Annotated in this window: 17 protein-coding genes; 7 read left to right on the top strand and 10 right to left on the bottom strand. The window is 42.0% G+C overall.

The window, feature by feature from the left end; translation table 11 throughout:
• Window positions 1–255: 255 nt before the first annotated feature.
• The 3 genes from L2730_RS02325 (at window position 256) to L2730_RS02315 (ending at window position 1,985) form a co-directional block, all read left to right on the top strand.
• Window positions 256–897 carry a DUF1707 SHOCT-like domain-containing protein gene (locus tag L2730_RS02325; protein WP_248973116.1) on the top strand — a complete coding sequence of 214 codons (642 nt, stop codon included), beginning with the start codon at window positions 256–258 and terminating at the stop codon, window positions 895–897.
• 204 nt (window positions 898–1,101) lie between these two features.
• Window positions 1,102–1,347, top strand: coding sequence for an HP1242/YdcH family protein (locus L2730_RS02320; protein ID WP_248973115.1), 246 nt, complete (start codon window positions 1,102–1,104; stop codon window positions 1,345–1,347).
• Between the two features lie 290 nt (window positions 1,348–1,637).
• A complete protein-coding gene (locus L2730_RS02315; RefSeq protein ID WP_248973114.1) occupies window positions 1,638–1,985 on the top strand; it encodes a TM2 domain-containing protein in 348 nt (115 codons plus the stop codon).
• A 90-nt stretch (window positions 1,986–2,075) separates the two neighbouring features.
• On the opposite strand, the gene L2730_RS02310 is transcribed toward L2730_RS02315, so the two are convergent.
• Entirely contained in the window at window positions 2,076–2,753 is a 678-nt protein-coding gene (locus L2730_RS02310; RefSeq protein ID WP_248973113.1) for a 2OG-Fe(II) oxygenase, read from the bottom strand.
• Between the two features lie 368 nt (window positions 2,754–3,121).
• Here L2730_RS02310 and L2730_RS02305 point away from each other — a divergent pair, with 368 nt between their 5' ends.
• On the top strand, window positions 3,122–3,601 hold the full coding sequence (locus L2730_RS02305) for an aminoacyl-tRNA deacylase (RefSeq protein ID WP_248973112.1): 480 nt from the start codon (window positions 3,122–3,124) through the stop codon (window positions 3,599–3,601).
• Between the two features lie 194 nt (window positions 3,602–3,795).
• Here L2730_RS02305 and L2730_RS02300 read toward each other — a convergent pair whose 3' ends face one another.
• The 6 genes from L2730_RS02300 to L2730_RS02275 form a co-directional block, all read right to left on the bottom strand.
• Window positions 3,796–4,014 (bottom strand): helix-turn-helix domain-containing protein, encoded by a 219-nt coding sequence (locus tag L2730_RS02300; protein WP_248973111.1) that lies wholly within the window; start codon window positions 4,012–4,014, stop codon window positions 3,796–3,798.
• Between the two features lies 1 nt (window position 4,015).
• Window positions 4,016–4,576 carry a DUF2975 domain-containing protein gene (locus tag L2730_RS02295; RefSeq protein ID WP_248973110.1) on the bottom strand — a complete coding sequence of 187 codons (561 nt, stop codon included), beginning with the start codon at window positions 4,574–4,576 and terminating at the stop codon, window positions 4,016–4,018.
• Window positions 4,573–5,439, bottom strand: a complete 867-nt coding sequence (locus L2730_RS02290) for an alpha/beta hydrolase (protein ID WP_248973109.1) — start codon at window positions 5,437–5,439, stop codon at window positions 4,573–4,575. Before L2730_RS02290 ends, L2730_RS02295 begins: the two co-directional genes overlap by 4 nt.
• A 271-nt stretch (window positions 5,440–5,710) precedes the next feature.
• Entirely contained in the window at window positions 5,711–5,917 is a 207-nt protein-coding gene (locus L2730_RS02285; protein WP_248973108.1) for an AbrB/MazE/SpoVT family DNA-binding domain-containing protein, read from the bottom strand.
• Between the two features lie 244 nt (window positions 5,918–6,161).
• Window positions 6,162–6,686, bottom strand: coding sequence for a hypothetical protein (locus tag L2730_RS02280; RefSeq protein WP_248973107.1), 525 nt, complete (start codon window positions 6,684–6,686; stop codon window positions 6,162–6,164).
• Window positions 6,679–7,428, bottom strand: a complete 750-nt coding sequence (locus tag L2730_RS02275; RefSeq protein ID WP_248973106.1) for a winged helix-turn-helix domain-containing protein — start codon at window positions 7,426–7,428, stop codon at window positions 6,679–6,681. Before L2730_RS02275 ends, L2730_RS02280 begins: the two co-directional genes overlap by 8 nt.
• A gap of 637 nt (window positions 7,429–8,065) precedes the next feature.
• On the opposite strand from L2730_RS02275, the gene L2730_RS02270 reads away from it, so the two are divergent.
• Entirely contained in the window at window positions 8,066–8,884 is an 819-nt protein-coding gene (locus L2730_RS02270; protein ID WP_248973105.1) for a cytochrome c3 family protein, read from the top strand.
• 11 nt (window positions 8,885–8,895) lie between these two features.
• Window positions 8,896–9,387, top strand: a complete 492-nt coding sequence (locus L2730_RS02265) for a hypothetical protein (protein WP_248973104.1) — start codon at window positions 8,896–8,898, stop codon at window positions 9,385–9,387.
• 86 nt (window positions 9,388–9,473) lie between these two features.
• Here the strand turns inward: L2730_RS02265 and L2730_RS02260 are convergent, their stop codons facing one another.
• A complete protein-coding gene (locus tag L2730_RS02260) occupies window positions 9,474–10,955 on the bottom strand; it encodes a protein adenylyltransferase SelO (RefSeq protein ID WP_248973103.1) in 1,482 nt (493 codons plus the stop codon).
• Between the two features lie 107 nt (window positions 10,956–11,062).
• Window positions 11,063–12,364, bottom strand: coding sequence for an NAD(P)/FAD-dependent oxidoreductase (locus L2730_RS02255; protein ID WP_248973102.1), 1,302 nt, complete (start codon window positions 12,362–12,364; stop codon window positions 11,063–11,065).
• Window positions 12,365–12,663: 299 nt separating this feature from the next.
• On the opposite strand from L2730_RS02255, the gene L2730_RS02250 reads away from it, so the two are divergent.
• Window positions 12,664–12,963 (top strand): DUF6482 family protein, encoded by a 300-nt coding sequence (locus tag L2730_RS02250; RefSeq protein WP_248973101.1) that lies wholly within the window; start codon window positions 12,664–12,666, stop codon window positions 12,961–12,963.
• Between the two features lie 9 nt (window positions 12,964–12,972).
• Here L2730_RS02250 and L2730_RS02245 read toward each other — a convergent pair whose 3' ends face one another.
• Window positions 12,973–13,689 (bottom strand): AraC family transcriptional regulator, encoded by a 717-nt coding sequence (locus L2730_RS02245; protein ID WP_248973176.1) that lies wholly within the window; start codon window positions 13,687–13,689, stop codon window positions 12,973–12,975.
• Window positions 13,690–13,781 lie beyond the last annotated feature (92 nt).

Genomic DNA, 13,781 nt, shown 5'->3' with positions numbered 1-13,781 from the left:
TAAGCAAATTAGTCGCAAACTCCGCCTTTCCCCTTAGCGTTCACAACCGCAGTAATGCAAGTACTGCGGTTAAAAGCACCACTTTTTAGTGCTATGTTTAACTAAAGAGTGAAATTATAACAGTCTATCAACTCAAACCAATACCAACATTTAAGTAACACCCTGATAGCATTTACTTTTAAAAAGTTGGTACATAACATGCTTAATTAGTGGTTCATTTTTGTTAATAGCGACTAATTGCCAAAGGAGCGGCAGATGCCTGTCACATTAGAAGATCGACCAATTGAAAAGGTTAGAGAAGAAGTCATCGATAAGCTGATTGTGAATTACAGTCACGGAATAATCTCCGCGGAAGCGTTTGAGCGCCGGCTCGATGATGCGATGGCCAGTGACTCTCATCAAGAGCTGCTCGACTTAGTGGCCGATTTGTCGCTTTCTGCAGACGATGAGTACAGCAGTAAGAAAGATCAACAGTTCACTCCTAATTACACGAGCAAGCAGCAAGATGACACACTGAATATTAATTGTGTGCTCGGCAACAATGAGCGCAGTGGCCAGTGGGCAGTCCCTAAAACAATCCAAATTAATAATGTACTGGGTGAAACGACGCTCGACTTTACCGATGCTATTTTTCAGCACCAAGATATCACCATAAAACTTAACTGTATTTTAGGCAGTGCAACGGTATTTATTCCTGAGAATGTCAATGTGGTGTGTAAAACCTACTGCGCTGTAAGTAGTATTGAAAACTGTGCGCCGTCGATGGCGAACCGCCAAGCACCTATCATTACCATCGAAGGTAAAGTCATTCTGGGCAGTTTATCTGTATCGGTGAAGCGCACCATTAAAGAGAAGTTTATCGCCTTTGCCAATCAATTAAAGGACACGTTTAGCTAACCATATAATATGGCCAAAACACTTCATGAGGCGAATTCAATTAGGTTTTCGCCAGCTTGATAACTACCTCATTTAATGGCATTAACAAGGCTAATAAAATTTGTTAGGAAGATCACTAAAATAGCTAAATTTAGCCTTTGATAAAATCAAGAATGCTGTAGTGTAAATAGTAACAAGGTTATCGTTCACACTTCAGGAGTAACTATGCTAAATGAAAATCACGCGCTTATTTTTGATTTCCCAGAATTTAAACAAGACATTGTTCATTTGAACCATAAAGACCCAATCTTTGAAGAACAATCCAAGCAATATCACCTATTAGATTATGAAATTCGTCAGCTAGAAATTGACGGTAGCCCGACTGATGACGAGCATATGCATCAACTCAAAGTACAGCGCGCCAACCTAAAAGATGTGTTGTTTCAGAAGTTAAAAGAGCATCACCAGTAAATTATCTAACCTCTATCGAGATATCATTTCATAGCCCTTAGCCAGCGAATATTATCGATAACAAACAAAAAGACGACGAGTAGAAAGTTTGCTTATATCAATTGATATAAGCAAACAGCGCTGGACATATGCATTGCCCTCCTAGAAACCTCAATAGCCCAAACTCAATTTCAGCAAACCACTCTTTAACTCATCAATCCTATGAGCTTTATTTTAATAGTGTGAGCTGCACACCTATATTTCGGCGAACACATGTACGCATAATGTGTTTTTGATAATTGGAGATTGCGATGCAGAATATCAATTGCCCTCAGTGCCACGAAGATATCGACCTAAACCTAGCTGTTTGTCCTCATTGCAAAGCCGCACAAGGGCTGGAGTCTCTCTGTGGTGTCGACCCTGATATTCGCATTAAAAATCAGCGACTCGCTATATGGTTTAGTGTTCTGTTTGGCGGTTTGGGCTTACATAAGTTCTACCTAGGCCACTACTTAAAAGGCAGCCTGTACCTAATGTTTAGCTGGACGTTAGTGCCTATGATTGTCGGCTGGGTTGACGCCGTTCGTACCTTTAAAATGAGTGCTATTAACTTTGAACAGCGTTACTCGCGCAGAGTTAGTCATCCCTCAGCAAATTAAAGGCTAACTCAACGCCTCAGATGCGGTGCCGTTGTTCCAGCTAAAAGTTAAAAAGCTGTATTTAACACCTGCACGATAAGCAGATAATTACTAGCTTGGTGGATCGATATTATTGGCTATGCTGCTGTTAAGCCTAAACCAACCAGCAATAGAAAATCGATCCCGTTTAGCAGCGAGCACCTCATGAGGAAACTCCTCACTTAAAAATACCACAATCGTACCAAAGCCTGGCGTCACACTAATGGTATGGTCATTAATAACTGCAGAGGTGGATTGTTGATTCTGATAGATCACCAACTCACCACCATCATCTTTCGACCAATATTGGTTGAGGTACACCACTACCGATAAAATTCGATTACCCTCGCCGACAAAGGCGTCTTTGTGCTTTTTATAAAAGTCGCCTTCACCATAATGTGCAAAATGGCTTTCGAACGAGAACAACCCTAAAAAAAGCCGTCTATTTAAAAAGACTTGCAACGCCGTAGTCCAATCAAGCCACGCTTTGCCCGCTTCAGTATCATCACCAATCCAACTAATGGCATCTGTGCGGACAAAATCATTTATTTTATGGCTCACTGCACGACCAATACCTGCACGTTTGAAGTTACTCTTGGGCATAGTGGTAATGTGCGATGCTAATAAATAGGCTAAATCATGTGGTAATGCTACAGGGTTAATACTGTAACCTTTGCTAGCGATGTCATTTGCAATGGATGCAAAAAGGGAGGAATCGTCACCTGTTTGAGAGGTGCGAGGTAAGATCAATTACATCCAGTCTTAGAAGTTAAAATTAACATTGAATAGTTACTTTTATAAACAGAGGTCTCCAGCATACACCTATTAAGGTGATTAAAGAATTAACGAGTCTACCCGCAGCCAAGAAAACTATTATTAGGACTGCAAAAAAGCCCTGCAACCAATCTTTTTCAAACCAAATTAACCCGAAAAGCAACAATATTAAGCCACACACTTCAGCTTCTCACCGAGTGACAAAGTGCCAACTACAGCATAATTAGATTAGGCAAACTTTGCGTTTTTATAAACCCAGCTTAACTCTGTCAGACTAACCACAAAATTCAGTACGGTTGAACTATAATTAGAGCTACAGTCATATCGTTCATAGAGGTAATATTATGACTATTTCAAGCCGATTGAATCAATATCTAGATGATAATAACGTGAAGTACGATCTTGTGCCCCACGCTCGCAGTACAAGCTCTGTTGGCTCCGCAATTGCAGCCCATATCTCCCCCGCAAAACTTGCCAAGGCAGTCATTTTAGAAGATCACGAGGGGCGCAGGGTTATGGCGGTATTACCCGCTAATCATAGAGTGAGTTTGCGCGCTCTCGGAGATAAGCTAAATCGAGATCTACGTTTAATTAGCGAACAAGAACTCTACCCTATGTTTAATGACTGTCAGCGTGGTGCCATCCCCTCTGTGGGCGCCGCTTTTAATTTAGAAGCTGTTTATGATGACTTGTTGGTTGAAGCTAAAGAGATCTATTTTGAGGCAGGGGATCATAGTAGTCTAGTGCATATAAATCGTAGTGACTTCATCAAGCTAATTAAAGGCGCCAAACATTTAAGGTTCAGTCACCAAAGCGTACATTAATACCACTCGGTTCAGTTTTAGCAGACTTTTTAAGAACAGCGATATAGTGCTGCAAATTTATGTGTATTGCCCCCTGCAGAAAGTATTGATGATTAGAATAAGGCCAAGCTTTAAAAGCCAACACTAAAGTAAATAATTTAAAGGCTTGGGGTACAAGCCTTGATCTGCCAATGCAGCTTAATGATGAAGTTCGCTCAAGGTTCGGTAAGCTCATCTTGATAACGCAGTATATCTCCGGGCTGGCATTGTAAATAACCGCAAATAGCCTCTAATGTCGAAAAGCGAATGGCTTTAGCTCGTCCCGCTCTAAGAATCGATAGATTCTGCGGGGTAATACCTATTGCAGCGGCGAGTTCAGTTGATTTCATCTTACGCTTTGCTAGCTGTACATCAAGTTCAATAATGATTGGCATATTAAATTGTTAACTCTTGCTCTGATTGCAACATTAGCCCTTGCCGCATCACTTCAGCAATAACAATGATGATAAAGCCTACCAATAACATTGCAATATCGTTTTCGCCAAAGGTAATAGATCGTGTCAGAGTCAGATCAGCGTAAATGCTGTTCATAGTCGACGTAACCAATAGGGGATAGATGATATTTAGCAAAAACTGGCCAACTAACGTCCAACCTAAATATCTAAAACAATTGATATTGGCTAGATCAAATACTCTGCCTTGTTGATACAAGCTAAATAGTCGCAACAACAAACCGTTTATAACCAGCAGTGGTGCTAACTGTATTACGCCCAATATCAGCACTTCGTTGAAGCCACTAAGTGCTAATTGGTCAGCCAGTGGCTGCCAATTACCAGAAACCTCAAGCCCCAACCAAGCTTTCATACCACCTTCCCCACCGATAACAACATGGTGTTGTTGATGAAAAACCCCTATCAATAAACTCAAACACATAGATAGCAAGGTAAAATAGAGCCCAAGTTTAACAAGCAAGCTCAACGCTTTGATTCTATTCATAACGCTTCACTCGTTTTGGCTAATAAAACGCCTCGCACAAAAGCTTCATATCTCGCGGAAAAAGCTTCTGATTTAATCGCATTACCGTGCCCTTTTCCCTCTACAACAAACAGCTGCTTACTTGCCGTTGTTGCATGCTGATATAAAGTCTCAGACAAACTCACTGGCGTTGTTTGATCATTTTCACCAACCATTATTAGTAAGTCGTCACTATAGTTTTCGATATTGGCTAGGTTATCTATACCTGCCAATTCATCACTAATATTCAGCTCTATAAATGGCGCTGCGTACCAAGGTACTTGCGCATCAACCAACCCTTGCGCAGTCGTTGTAGAACCTTCCAATACTAAGCCATCTATTGGGCGTTGATGTGCTAAATGGCCTGCAACCATGCTGCCTAACGATAGTCCGTGGACAATAACAGGGAGCTCCCCCAAGCTTGGGTCAGATTTTACATAATCATAAATATCAACGGCATCAGTTTGCAATGTTCCAATACTCGGAGAACCTTGGCTCATGCCATATCCACGATGGTCCATAATCAGTAAGTTATTCTCAAACTGGCTCATTATCTTTGCTAACTCTCCACCTTGAGATTCCAATCGAAACTGATTACCGCCAAAATAGATCAATGTAAAACGAGCATTGGGTCGCGTAATTAGCGCACCTTTCAGCTTGGTGCCGTCAGTTGCATTAATGGCTATAAACTCAAGTTGCTGCTGTCGCCCCCAACGGTCTATTTGATCTTGAGTAACTGAATCGTCAGGGTAGAGAAAGTGTTTCTCGGAGATAGATATAGATTGGCAAGCCGATAGTAGCAATAACCCGATACAAAACATCACTATGTTTATAGCGCCTTTCATTCAACTTCTTTATTTAACTCTAGCTAATTTAGCTAAAAACCTACCTGAGTACTCAACACTAGTCAATAACTAGTTATCGATAAACAATAATAACCATGAGATGTATTTAATGAAAAACGACAGCTTCAGCGATTTTTAACAGTAAAATCGCACTAGGATAATTGAAACGTTGGGAGTCTATAAGTACTAATGATTTAAGAGTGGCAGAGGTGTTGCGTCAGTGATGACTTGTTTCAATGACGCCAAGAATAAGCAGTAAAAAACACAAAGGCTAAGCATCCTCTTCATGCATATAGCCCTCTATTAGCGCTATCTGTTCAGCCTGAGTATCAGTTTGATTTCGAAGTCGAAAACTACCATGCCCCATCTGCTCTAAACTAATATTATCACCTGCACCAAGGTGTAACTGTTCAACAATCTCTTGCGGGAGTTCTAACCCAAGTCCTTTACCGACACGGGTCACTTTAAGTTCTGTCATGCTCATCACCGATATGTAAATCTTACAACTGACTTGAAGAACGACAAGCCGAAATATAAGAGCGAACCAATGATGAAATTATAGCTGATCTTACAAAAGTGGGACTGTCTGTTGCAGCTCTATTGACTAAGCCGTTGTTGACTACTAAAAGTTGCTATATTTTCTGCAGTTTGCCATACACGCCATGTTCAGATTGATGATGGATCGATTTGCCTGCCATATATCTTTGCTAGTAAAAGCAACTTTAACCCATAGTCACTAAACTACAGGCGCAGATATTAGTGCTGGGTAAAAAGTACAATAGCGCTGTATTTTCCGCTTCATCACGGCTAACTATCTGAATCGTCAGATTATGTACCCCCTCCTTAGTGATGTTACGACTAGCGAATGCTTCTAGATGTGTTCCATGCAACGGCAAAGACAAATCATTGTTATGACGTACTAATTTACTGCTCACTAAGTTAAGAATATAGGTATCTTTATCTTTGTTAGCGCTCAATATGTCGCCCTTCAACTGCAGAGTCGCAATTGGAATACCGTCAGTGGTGAAGTAACGATAACTGATACTGGCAGATCGCTTTTGCAACGCAAAATCAGCAATTAGTGAATGATGTTCAATTTCATGGGTTTGTGGATTGGTTGCCACTAATTCATTACGGCAAGAAAGTACAATATCGACTTCTGTGGCCTTAATATGCTGCAGCACGATGACACCAATCACAAGTGCTAGCAACGCACCGCTAAGCGCAACTTTCAAATACTTAATCACAGAGAGATACCTCTTCAAGCCAGCTTTTCGAAATGAACTCTGGGCTCAAGCTAAAATCAATAGTTTTAATGTTTCTCATCAATGTTTCACCACTCGCAGACTGCCCAAGCATTGATACATTTAGTACCTGCATATCATTAGAAAACGCTAGGTTTACACTCTGCCACGTTAGGTGTGGGCAACGATTCAATGCCGAAATGACTTTCTCTTCAATGGGAACCTCTTGGCGCAATCTAATACGTGGCGATTCTAGCCAAGTCAGTAGCACCTCTTCACCGTTATCTAATACGATATTACGGCTATTTTTAGTCGGTGCATCGACACTCTCAAACAATATGTATTGATGCATCGCCGTGACGATAGCAATACAAGCCAACAGCAGACCTGCCACCGTTAAAGCAAGGTACTTTTTTCTGGCTTTTGAGCGCTTTGACCAACTTGCAGTGGGGACTTGAATATTGAGTCTATATCCTTTACGCGGTAGCGTTTCAATCAAGTCTTCGTGCTGTTCACCAAAGTATTTTCGCAGCGTAAAAACCGCCTTAGCAACTGCAGATTCACTCATCACTGCAGTTTGTGAACCAGCACAGGCAAGCTGCCCCTTACTCATGACTTGATTAGGGTGGTTAGCGAGCTGTTCAAGTACCTGGCATTCGGTACGAGTTAGATGAAATGAGCTTTGAGTTTCAGTGTTGAATAATTGGCTATTAGCAATATCAAACTCAAAGGTTTTTAACCGCATATCAATCGCATCCATATAGAAGTCTAAAGCCAGTTTACTGGATTTAGGAGCCAACAAACCTTTAGCTAATCACAAATTAGTAATAGCTTGCATAATTTGTTGACAACTATGCATTAGTTCTAACTAATGCCAATAATGTAGAGCCCGTCAATGTTATAAACCACTAATAAGCAATGCACTTATCTACTTAATGTTAATACAAAACTTGGCTAGTGCATGACTATTAAATCTTCACAAATAAGTCAGTAAAGAATTACAAGTCGATAATATAAATATATAACGATTCAACTCTTTATTAGATCTAGATCAATAAATACCGATGATAATAAGTAGGATAAAACCCTGTAATTAGCATTACGAACCAACAAAGTGCAACATAAAGAGATTTTATCTCTCAAAAATGCATAATGAAGAAATAAAACATCAACAAAGCTATCTACCTTCACCTCTGTAAAATTCCCAAAAATTACTTTGAACTAGCTCTCACCGCTGTTTTTCACGTCTGTCATGCTTACCTCAAGCCAACGCAGCAAAGATATCTGGCAATTATTTAAAACAGTTATCAATAGTCTGCTGCTAATTCAAAACGCTCAACCTAAGTATTGAGTGACTTATAAAAAAAATGGGACGTGAAACGATGAAAACATTAAATAGAAGACAAGCAATAAACCGTATCATTGGTATCTCTTCAGTAGCCGCAGGCGGCGCACTAGTAGCCAACCCTGTTATTGCAGCAGTAACAAGCAGCACCGGTGATTGGAAACTAGAAGTGGGTACTCGCCTTGCTTATGTTAAGTTAGATCCAATGACTGTCGCAAAACTAGCTTATGAGACAGGTAACGGTTGTATGTTCCAAGTGTTTGATAGCATCATTCAAAGCTTAGCGGCATCAAACTCACCAGATGCTGAGAAATTTGCTCAAGTGCCTACAGCAATGGCACATTACGGTTATGCGGGTATGCTAGGCGAAGGAACCGTTTGCGGTAATATTAACGCCACCGGCATGCTAGTTAACTTGCTTTCGATTAATGGTGAATCAGCCAATAGTATTCTTAACCCAACCATGCGCTATTACGAGAGTGCAGAGCTACCGCTGCAAACTGCTGAGTTTATTGAAGGCATCGGCGCTGATATGGCAGAAACCAAGGATCAAGTGGGTACGCCAACATCAGCAAACAGCATTATGTGTCACTCTTCAATCAGCCTTTGGGCAAGAGAAAATGGTAAGTCATTCAGCCAAAAAGGTATGCGCTGCAAGCAACTATCAGCGTCTGTCGTTTATGAGCTAGTCACTATGCTTAACAACGCTTTTGACGGCGAAACGGAAAATCCACACCCAATTTCAGATACGGTTGCGGGATGCCAAACTTGCCATACTTCAGAATCAACATTCCAACCAAGTGTGAAAACCAATATGGCATGTGATACCTGCCACACAGGCCACTTTGTAAACTAGAGGGAATGACGATGAAACACACTAAATTATATTGTGCTATCGGTCTAAGCTCCGTGCTTTTACTCGGCTGTGGTAGTGATGATGACGACAACAAACCCGTTGAGCCACCCGTCGAGCCACCGGTTTCAACAATTGGAATTAATGATACTGAAACCTTAACCGTTAACTTAACAACAGTCGATGCAGAAAAAGGCAGCGTGGCATTAACACTGACTGGGGATGACGACAAGTTAGTTACTGAAGCCAGTGGTTTTAACTTAATTCTTATGGGCTATCCTGAAGAGGGCGGTTCATCAGTAAAATATAAGCTTGGCTGGCATCAAGTTAACAATTCTAACTGCATTGCCGATGTCGACTGCACCATGGCAATAACAGAATCAGAATCAGGTAAGTACAACCTTGAGCTAGGTTCAGTTGAGTGGAAAGATGCCATTGACAGCTATCGCGTCGCCGTCGAAGTCAAAGGTGAAAAAGCACACTTAGAGCTAGCGTTTTTAGATTGATGCCTCACCCCACAACTCGGCATTAGTACTCGACTACCACGCAATGATCTATTCCATTGCGTGGTTTTTTTGTAAAAACGGAGAGATTAAGTACCGCAGTAGGTAGTAAACTTTCCAAAACTTGCTGGGGCTGCCTGAGCATACTCCTCTCTACCTTGCTGCTGTGTAAAAGGCTGCGCTAAAACGTTAATGAGTGTTTCAAAGGGTTGATAATCACTACGCTCTTCTGCCGCTTCTATAGCAGCTTCAACCAAATGATTACGCGGAATATAAATTGGGTTAACAGTGTTCATTAACTCAACACTCTCTTTTGTAGACAATGACTCTTGCGCTAACCTGACCTGCCATAACGGCTTCCACTGTATAAATAAGCTAGAGTCAGTAAAAAGCGGTTCTGCTTCATTGCTATTTGACAACAGATCATCGGCCAACACACGAAATAGCTGAGTATAATCAACCTTTTGCCCTTGCATCGATGCCAGTAACTGCTCGCAAAGCTCATAATCACCTTCAAGTTCGGCAACCATGCCAAGTTTAGCGCGCATGCCCTGCAGCCAGTGCGATTTAAATTGATCCCAAAATGCTTTTATTGCATCCGTGGCCTGTGCTATCGCCTTATCTGAATCGTCATTAATCAAGGGGAGCAGTGTTTCAGCAAAGCGAGCGAGATCCCACTGAGCCATCGCGGGTTGATTACTATAGCTATAACGACCATCTTGATCGATAGAACTAAATAACGCACGAGCATCATAATCGTCCATAAATGCACAGGGGCCGTAATCGATAGTCTCACCACTAATGGTCATGTTATCCGTGTTCATGACTCCATGTACAAAGCCAACTAACATCCATTGGGCAATGAGCTGCGCTTGTTTGTCACGCACTGCGCAAACTAAACCTAAGTATGGTTGTGGGCTTTGTTTAAGCTCAGGGTAATGACGTGCAATGGCATAGTCAGCCAGCTGCTTAACTTTATCTTCCGCCCCTTGCGAAGCAAAGTACTGAAATGTTCCCACCCGAATGTGACTTGATGCCACCCGAGTAAGTACAGCACCAGGCAAATATCGCGTTCTGTAAATAGGCTCGCCGGTGGTTACGACTGCAAGTGCTCGAGTGGTGGCAATGCCTAACGCATGCATCGCTTCACACAGAATATATTCACGTAGAATTGCGCCAAGTACCGCTTTACCGTCACCGCCGCGAGAGAATTGAGTACGCCCAGATCCTTTTAGCTGTATATCTTGCCGTTTACCGCTTGAATCAAGCACCTCCCCTAACAACAAAGCACGGCCATCACCTAATTGCGGACTAAACCCACCAAACTGATGGCCCGCATAAACTTGTGCGAGTGGAGCAGCTCCCTGCGGCGCTTCGCTACCAGAAAAGACTTCGGCTAACTGAGCATGATCTCGATTGCTGATCCCTAGCTGTTCAGCCAATGCAATGTTTAGCTTCACCAATTCAGGAGCAGGCGCTTTATCACCTTGGCAAGAGACGTAAAACCCTTCTAGTTCATTGGCATAACTATTATCGAAATCGAATCCTAAATCAATCACTTGGTTACTCATCAAATATCCATCTGTTTATGAAATATAAACCATTCTTAATGACACTTACTTTACCTCAATCACCTTTGAAAAGTGTAATTTTGACAAAGCTAATAACAACAAATGACCTAGTGTAATTTCATTCTCGGCCTAACCACTCTCATAAGCTTTTCAGCTAGCCACAATGCTATGGTTTTAAAGGTGCCATGAATCGCCTTTTGATGCATACGATACAAAGATATATAAACGAAACGCGCAATTTTCCCTTCAACAAACATACTGCTTTTGGTCAGGTTTCCCATCAAACTGCCAACAGTACTGTAGCGCGATAAATTGACCAAGGAACCGTGGTCGACATAAACATACTCGATTAATGGCTCTGCATTCATGTCCTTGATAATATTCTTTTCGGCACATTGCGCCATTTGATGCGCCGATTGCGCTCTTGGTGGCACAAAGCTACCGTCAGCTTGTTCAAAGGCGCAGCAGTCACCAATCACATAAATATCATCGTTCACAGTACTCTTAAGCGTCGCTTTAACCTTAATCTGGTTAGCTCGGTTAAGCTCAAATAGCTGCATCTCTTTGATAAAATCAGGTGCTTTTACACCTGCAGCCCAAAGCATCAGGTTAGCTTCAATCAACACCCCTTCGGCGGTGACAAACCCTGCAGCAGTAGCCTCGCTAATGCGAGTATTTTCCTTTACTGAGACGCCAAGCTGAGTAAGTTCATGACGTGCAGAGCCAGCGATTCTTTCGCTCAAAGCTGGCAGGATCCTCGGCCCAGCTTCAATCAAATGTATATTGAGCTTATCAGCCGTCATTTTACTCAGGCCATATACTTTAAGAAGATCGGTAACATGATAAAGCTCAGCAGAAAGCTCAACCCCCGTCGCGCCTCCACCAACAATAGCAATATTAAGCTCGTTGATTGAATCTGATTGATGCACCCGGGTAAAGCTATCTAAAAGCGCATTGTGAAAACGATTCGCCTGCTGATGAGAGTCGAGGAAAAAACAGTTATCTTTTACTCCTGGAGTATTAAAGTCATTACTCACACTGCCGATAGCAATCACCAGTTTGTCGAACTGTATCTGACGTTCAGGTAATAACACTTTGCCGCTATCATCGGTAATCGGTGCTACAGAGATAGACTTATCCTCTGGCGATAAACCACAAAAGGTCCCAAGTTGGAATTGATAACCATGTTTAGCGGCATGTGCTGAATAAACGACACCATCAAGATCAGAATCTAACGACCCCGTCGCGACTTCGTGTAGCAAAGGTTTCCAAATGTGGGTCCGATTCTTATCAACTAATATAATCTGCGCTAACTTTTTTTTACCTAACTTGCGCCCTAATTGAGTCGCCAGCTCAAGTCCACCAGCGCCGCCGCCCACAATCACAATCCTCGGACATATTAACGTCATTGCTTATCCTTTCTTTAATGATGCCTGTTCTACCCATTCATGCGTAACCAAGCAGTGAATAGGAGAAGTCTAATTTAGACACTCAATACAATGCCTCAACCAACAAAGAAAGTCATGGTCAATAAGACCAAATAAACAGCAAAAGCCAGTCAGATAAACCAAGTAGATGTAAGTAATTAAGGTTAATAGCATCAACTTGGTCTGCCAGTACATCACCTTGATGGCGCATAAAGCTGTTTAAAAGGTGAACTAATTTCACCAAGAAAACGTATACCCTGACAATAGACAAGGAGCTACCTATGAAAAACTTCGGCAAAGCAGACACACTGCAACAAGAAGCGTTCGAGCAAACCAATGTACCCAAGATCATCGGTGTCGCAGATTCCACCCATTATCTTGTTGGTGCAGTCGATTCCAATAAAAACTTCATTGAGCTAACTGAAGAGGAAGAGATCTTAGTTGTTAATTCACTTGTGCAGGCCAAGCAGCTGCTGCGCAACCATCGTTACCAACAGACGCAGCTTGAGTACCAAACAGCGTATGATGAGATGTGTGGCTTAGAAAGTAGCGGTCATTATCAAGAGATGATCAAGCTATAATGCATTGCTTCAAGTATCAGCCTGCTTAATGTATTGCTTGGGTGATTTGCCGAGCGTTTTTTTGAAAAAAGTAATAAAAGCGCTCACAGATTCATAACCTAGCTCTTCAGCAATACGCTGAACAGACTCACCACTAGCAAGTTTTTGCAATGCTAATACAATATGCAGCTGCCCTCGCCAACGGCCAAAGGTTAGCCCGACCTCTTGTTTGATTAGTCGCGCTAAGGTTCTCTCACTCATGGCATGATCTTTTGCCCAGTCGGCAACGGTTCGTCTATCATCAGGTGCTTGAATAAGCTTCGCCGCAATCAACTTCAGCCTTGGCTCACTCGGCGTTGGAAAATCATAGTGCGCAGTCGGCATCAGTCTTAATTGATCGATTAACACTCTTGCCACATGGGCTGTAGCACTACCGGCTTGGTAGTCCTGCTCTTGTTGAGTCAAATGTATCGTCAACTCCCTTATCAATGGTGTTATCGACAAGGTACAGCTCTTTTCTGGCATGCCTGCTACGTCAGGATCAACAAATAGCATACATACATTAGCATTACTGGAGATCAAATTACTGTGCCATTGTTGGCTTGGGATCCACACTGCACTGTTGGGAGGCACCATCCAAATAGCATCGGCAATTTTACACTTTACATAGCCGCTAAGTGCGATGACTAACTGACACTTACGATGCTGATGTTGTGGTGTTTCTGCATCCCGCTCTCCTCCAGACATGCTTAAAGCTACCACATCTTGTGGAAAAGCATCTGAGTCAAATACTGGAAAAGAATTTATTTGCTGCAATTATTTTGGCCGTTTTTAGATAT

The organism is Shewanella kaireitica, from assembly GCF_023284045.1.
GTDB classification, from domain to species: domain Bacteria; phylum Pseudomonadota; class Gammaproteobacteria; order Enterobacterales; family Shewanellaceae; genus Shewanella; species Shewanella kaireitica.
The sequence above is the reverse complement of the archived record's forward strand: the minus strand, read 5'-3'. Positions and strand labels throughout refer to the sequence as shown.

Excerpts from the sequence above, each read along its gene's own strand:
- L2730_RS02325 (WP_248973116.1), top strand. The coding sequence starts at position 256 with ATGCCTGTCACATTAGAAGATCGACCAATTGAAAAGGTTAGAGAAGAA.
- L2730_RS02320 (WP_248973115.1), top strand. The coding sequence starts at position 1,102 with ATGCTAAATGAAAATCACGCGCTTATTTTTGATTTCCCAGAATTTAAA.
- L2730_RS02315 (WP_248973114.1), top strand. The coding sequence starts at position 1,638 with ATGCAGAATATCAATTGCCCTCAGTGCCACGAAGATATCGACCTAAAC.
- L2730_RS02305 (WP_248973112.1), top strand. The coding sequence starts at position 3,122 with ATGACTATTTCAAGCCGATTGAATCAATATCTAGATGATAATAACGTG.
- L2730_RS02300 (WP_248973111.1), bottom strand. The coding sequence starts at position 4,014 with ATGCCAATCATTATTGAACTTGATGTACAGCTAGCAAAGCGTAAGATG.
- L2730_RS02295 (WP_248973110.1), bottom strand. The coding sequence starts at position 4,576 with ATGAATAGAATCAAAGCGTTGAGCTTGCTTGTTAAACTTGGGCTCTAT.
- L2730_RS02290 (WP_248973109.1), bottom strand. The coding sequence starts at position 5,439 with ATGAAAGGCGCTATAAACATAGTGATGTTTTGTATCGGGTTATTGCTA.
- L2730_RS02285 (WP_248973108.1), bottom strand. The coding sequence starts at position 5,917 with ATGACAGAACTTAAAGTGACCCGTGTCGGTAAAGGACTTGGGTTAGAA.
- L2730_RS02275 (WP_248973106.1), bottom strand. The coding sequence starts at position 7,428 with ATGCGGTTAAAAACCTTTGAGTTTGATATTGCTAATAGCCAATTATTC.
- L2730_RS02270 (WP_248973105.1), top strand. The coding sequence starts at position 8,066 with ATGAAAACATTAAATAGAAGACAAGCAATAAACCGTATCATTGGTATC.
- L2730_RS02265 (WP_248973104.1), top strand. The coding sequence starts at position 8,896 with ATGAAACACACTAAATTATATTGTGCTATCGGTCTAAGCTCCGTGCTT.
- L2730_RS02260 (WP_248973103.1), bottom strand. The coding sequence starts at position 10,955 with ATGAGTAACCAAGTGATTGATTTAGGATTCGATTTCGATAATAGTTAT.
- L2730_RS02255 (WP_248973102.1), bottom strand. The coding sequence starts at position 12,364 with ATGACGTTAATATGTCCGAGGATTGTGATTGTGGGCGGCGGCGCTGGT.
- L2730_RS02250 (WP_248973101.1), top strand. The coding sequence starts at position 12,664 with ATGAAAAACTTCGGCAAAGCAGACACACTGCAACAAGAAGCGTTCGAG.
- L2730_RS02245 (WP_248973176.1), bottom strand. The coding sequence starts at position 13,689 with ATGTCTGGAGGAGAGCGGGATGCAGAAACACCACAACATCAGCATCGT.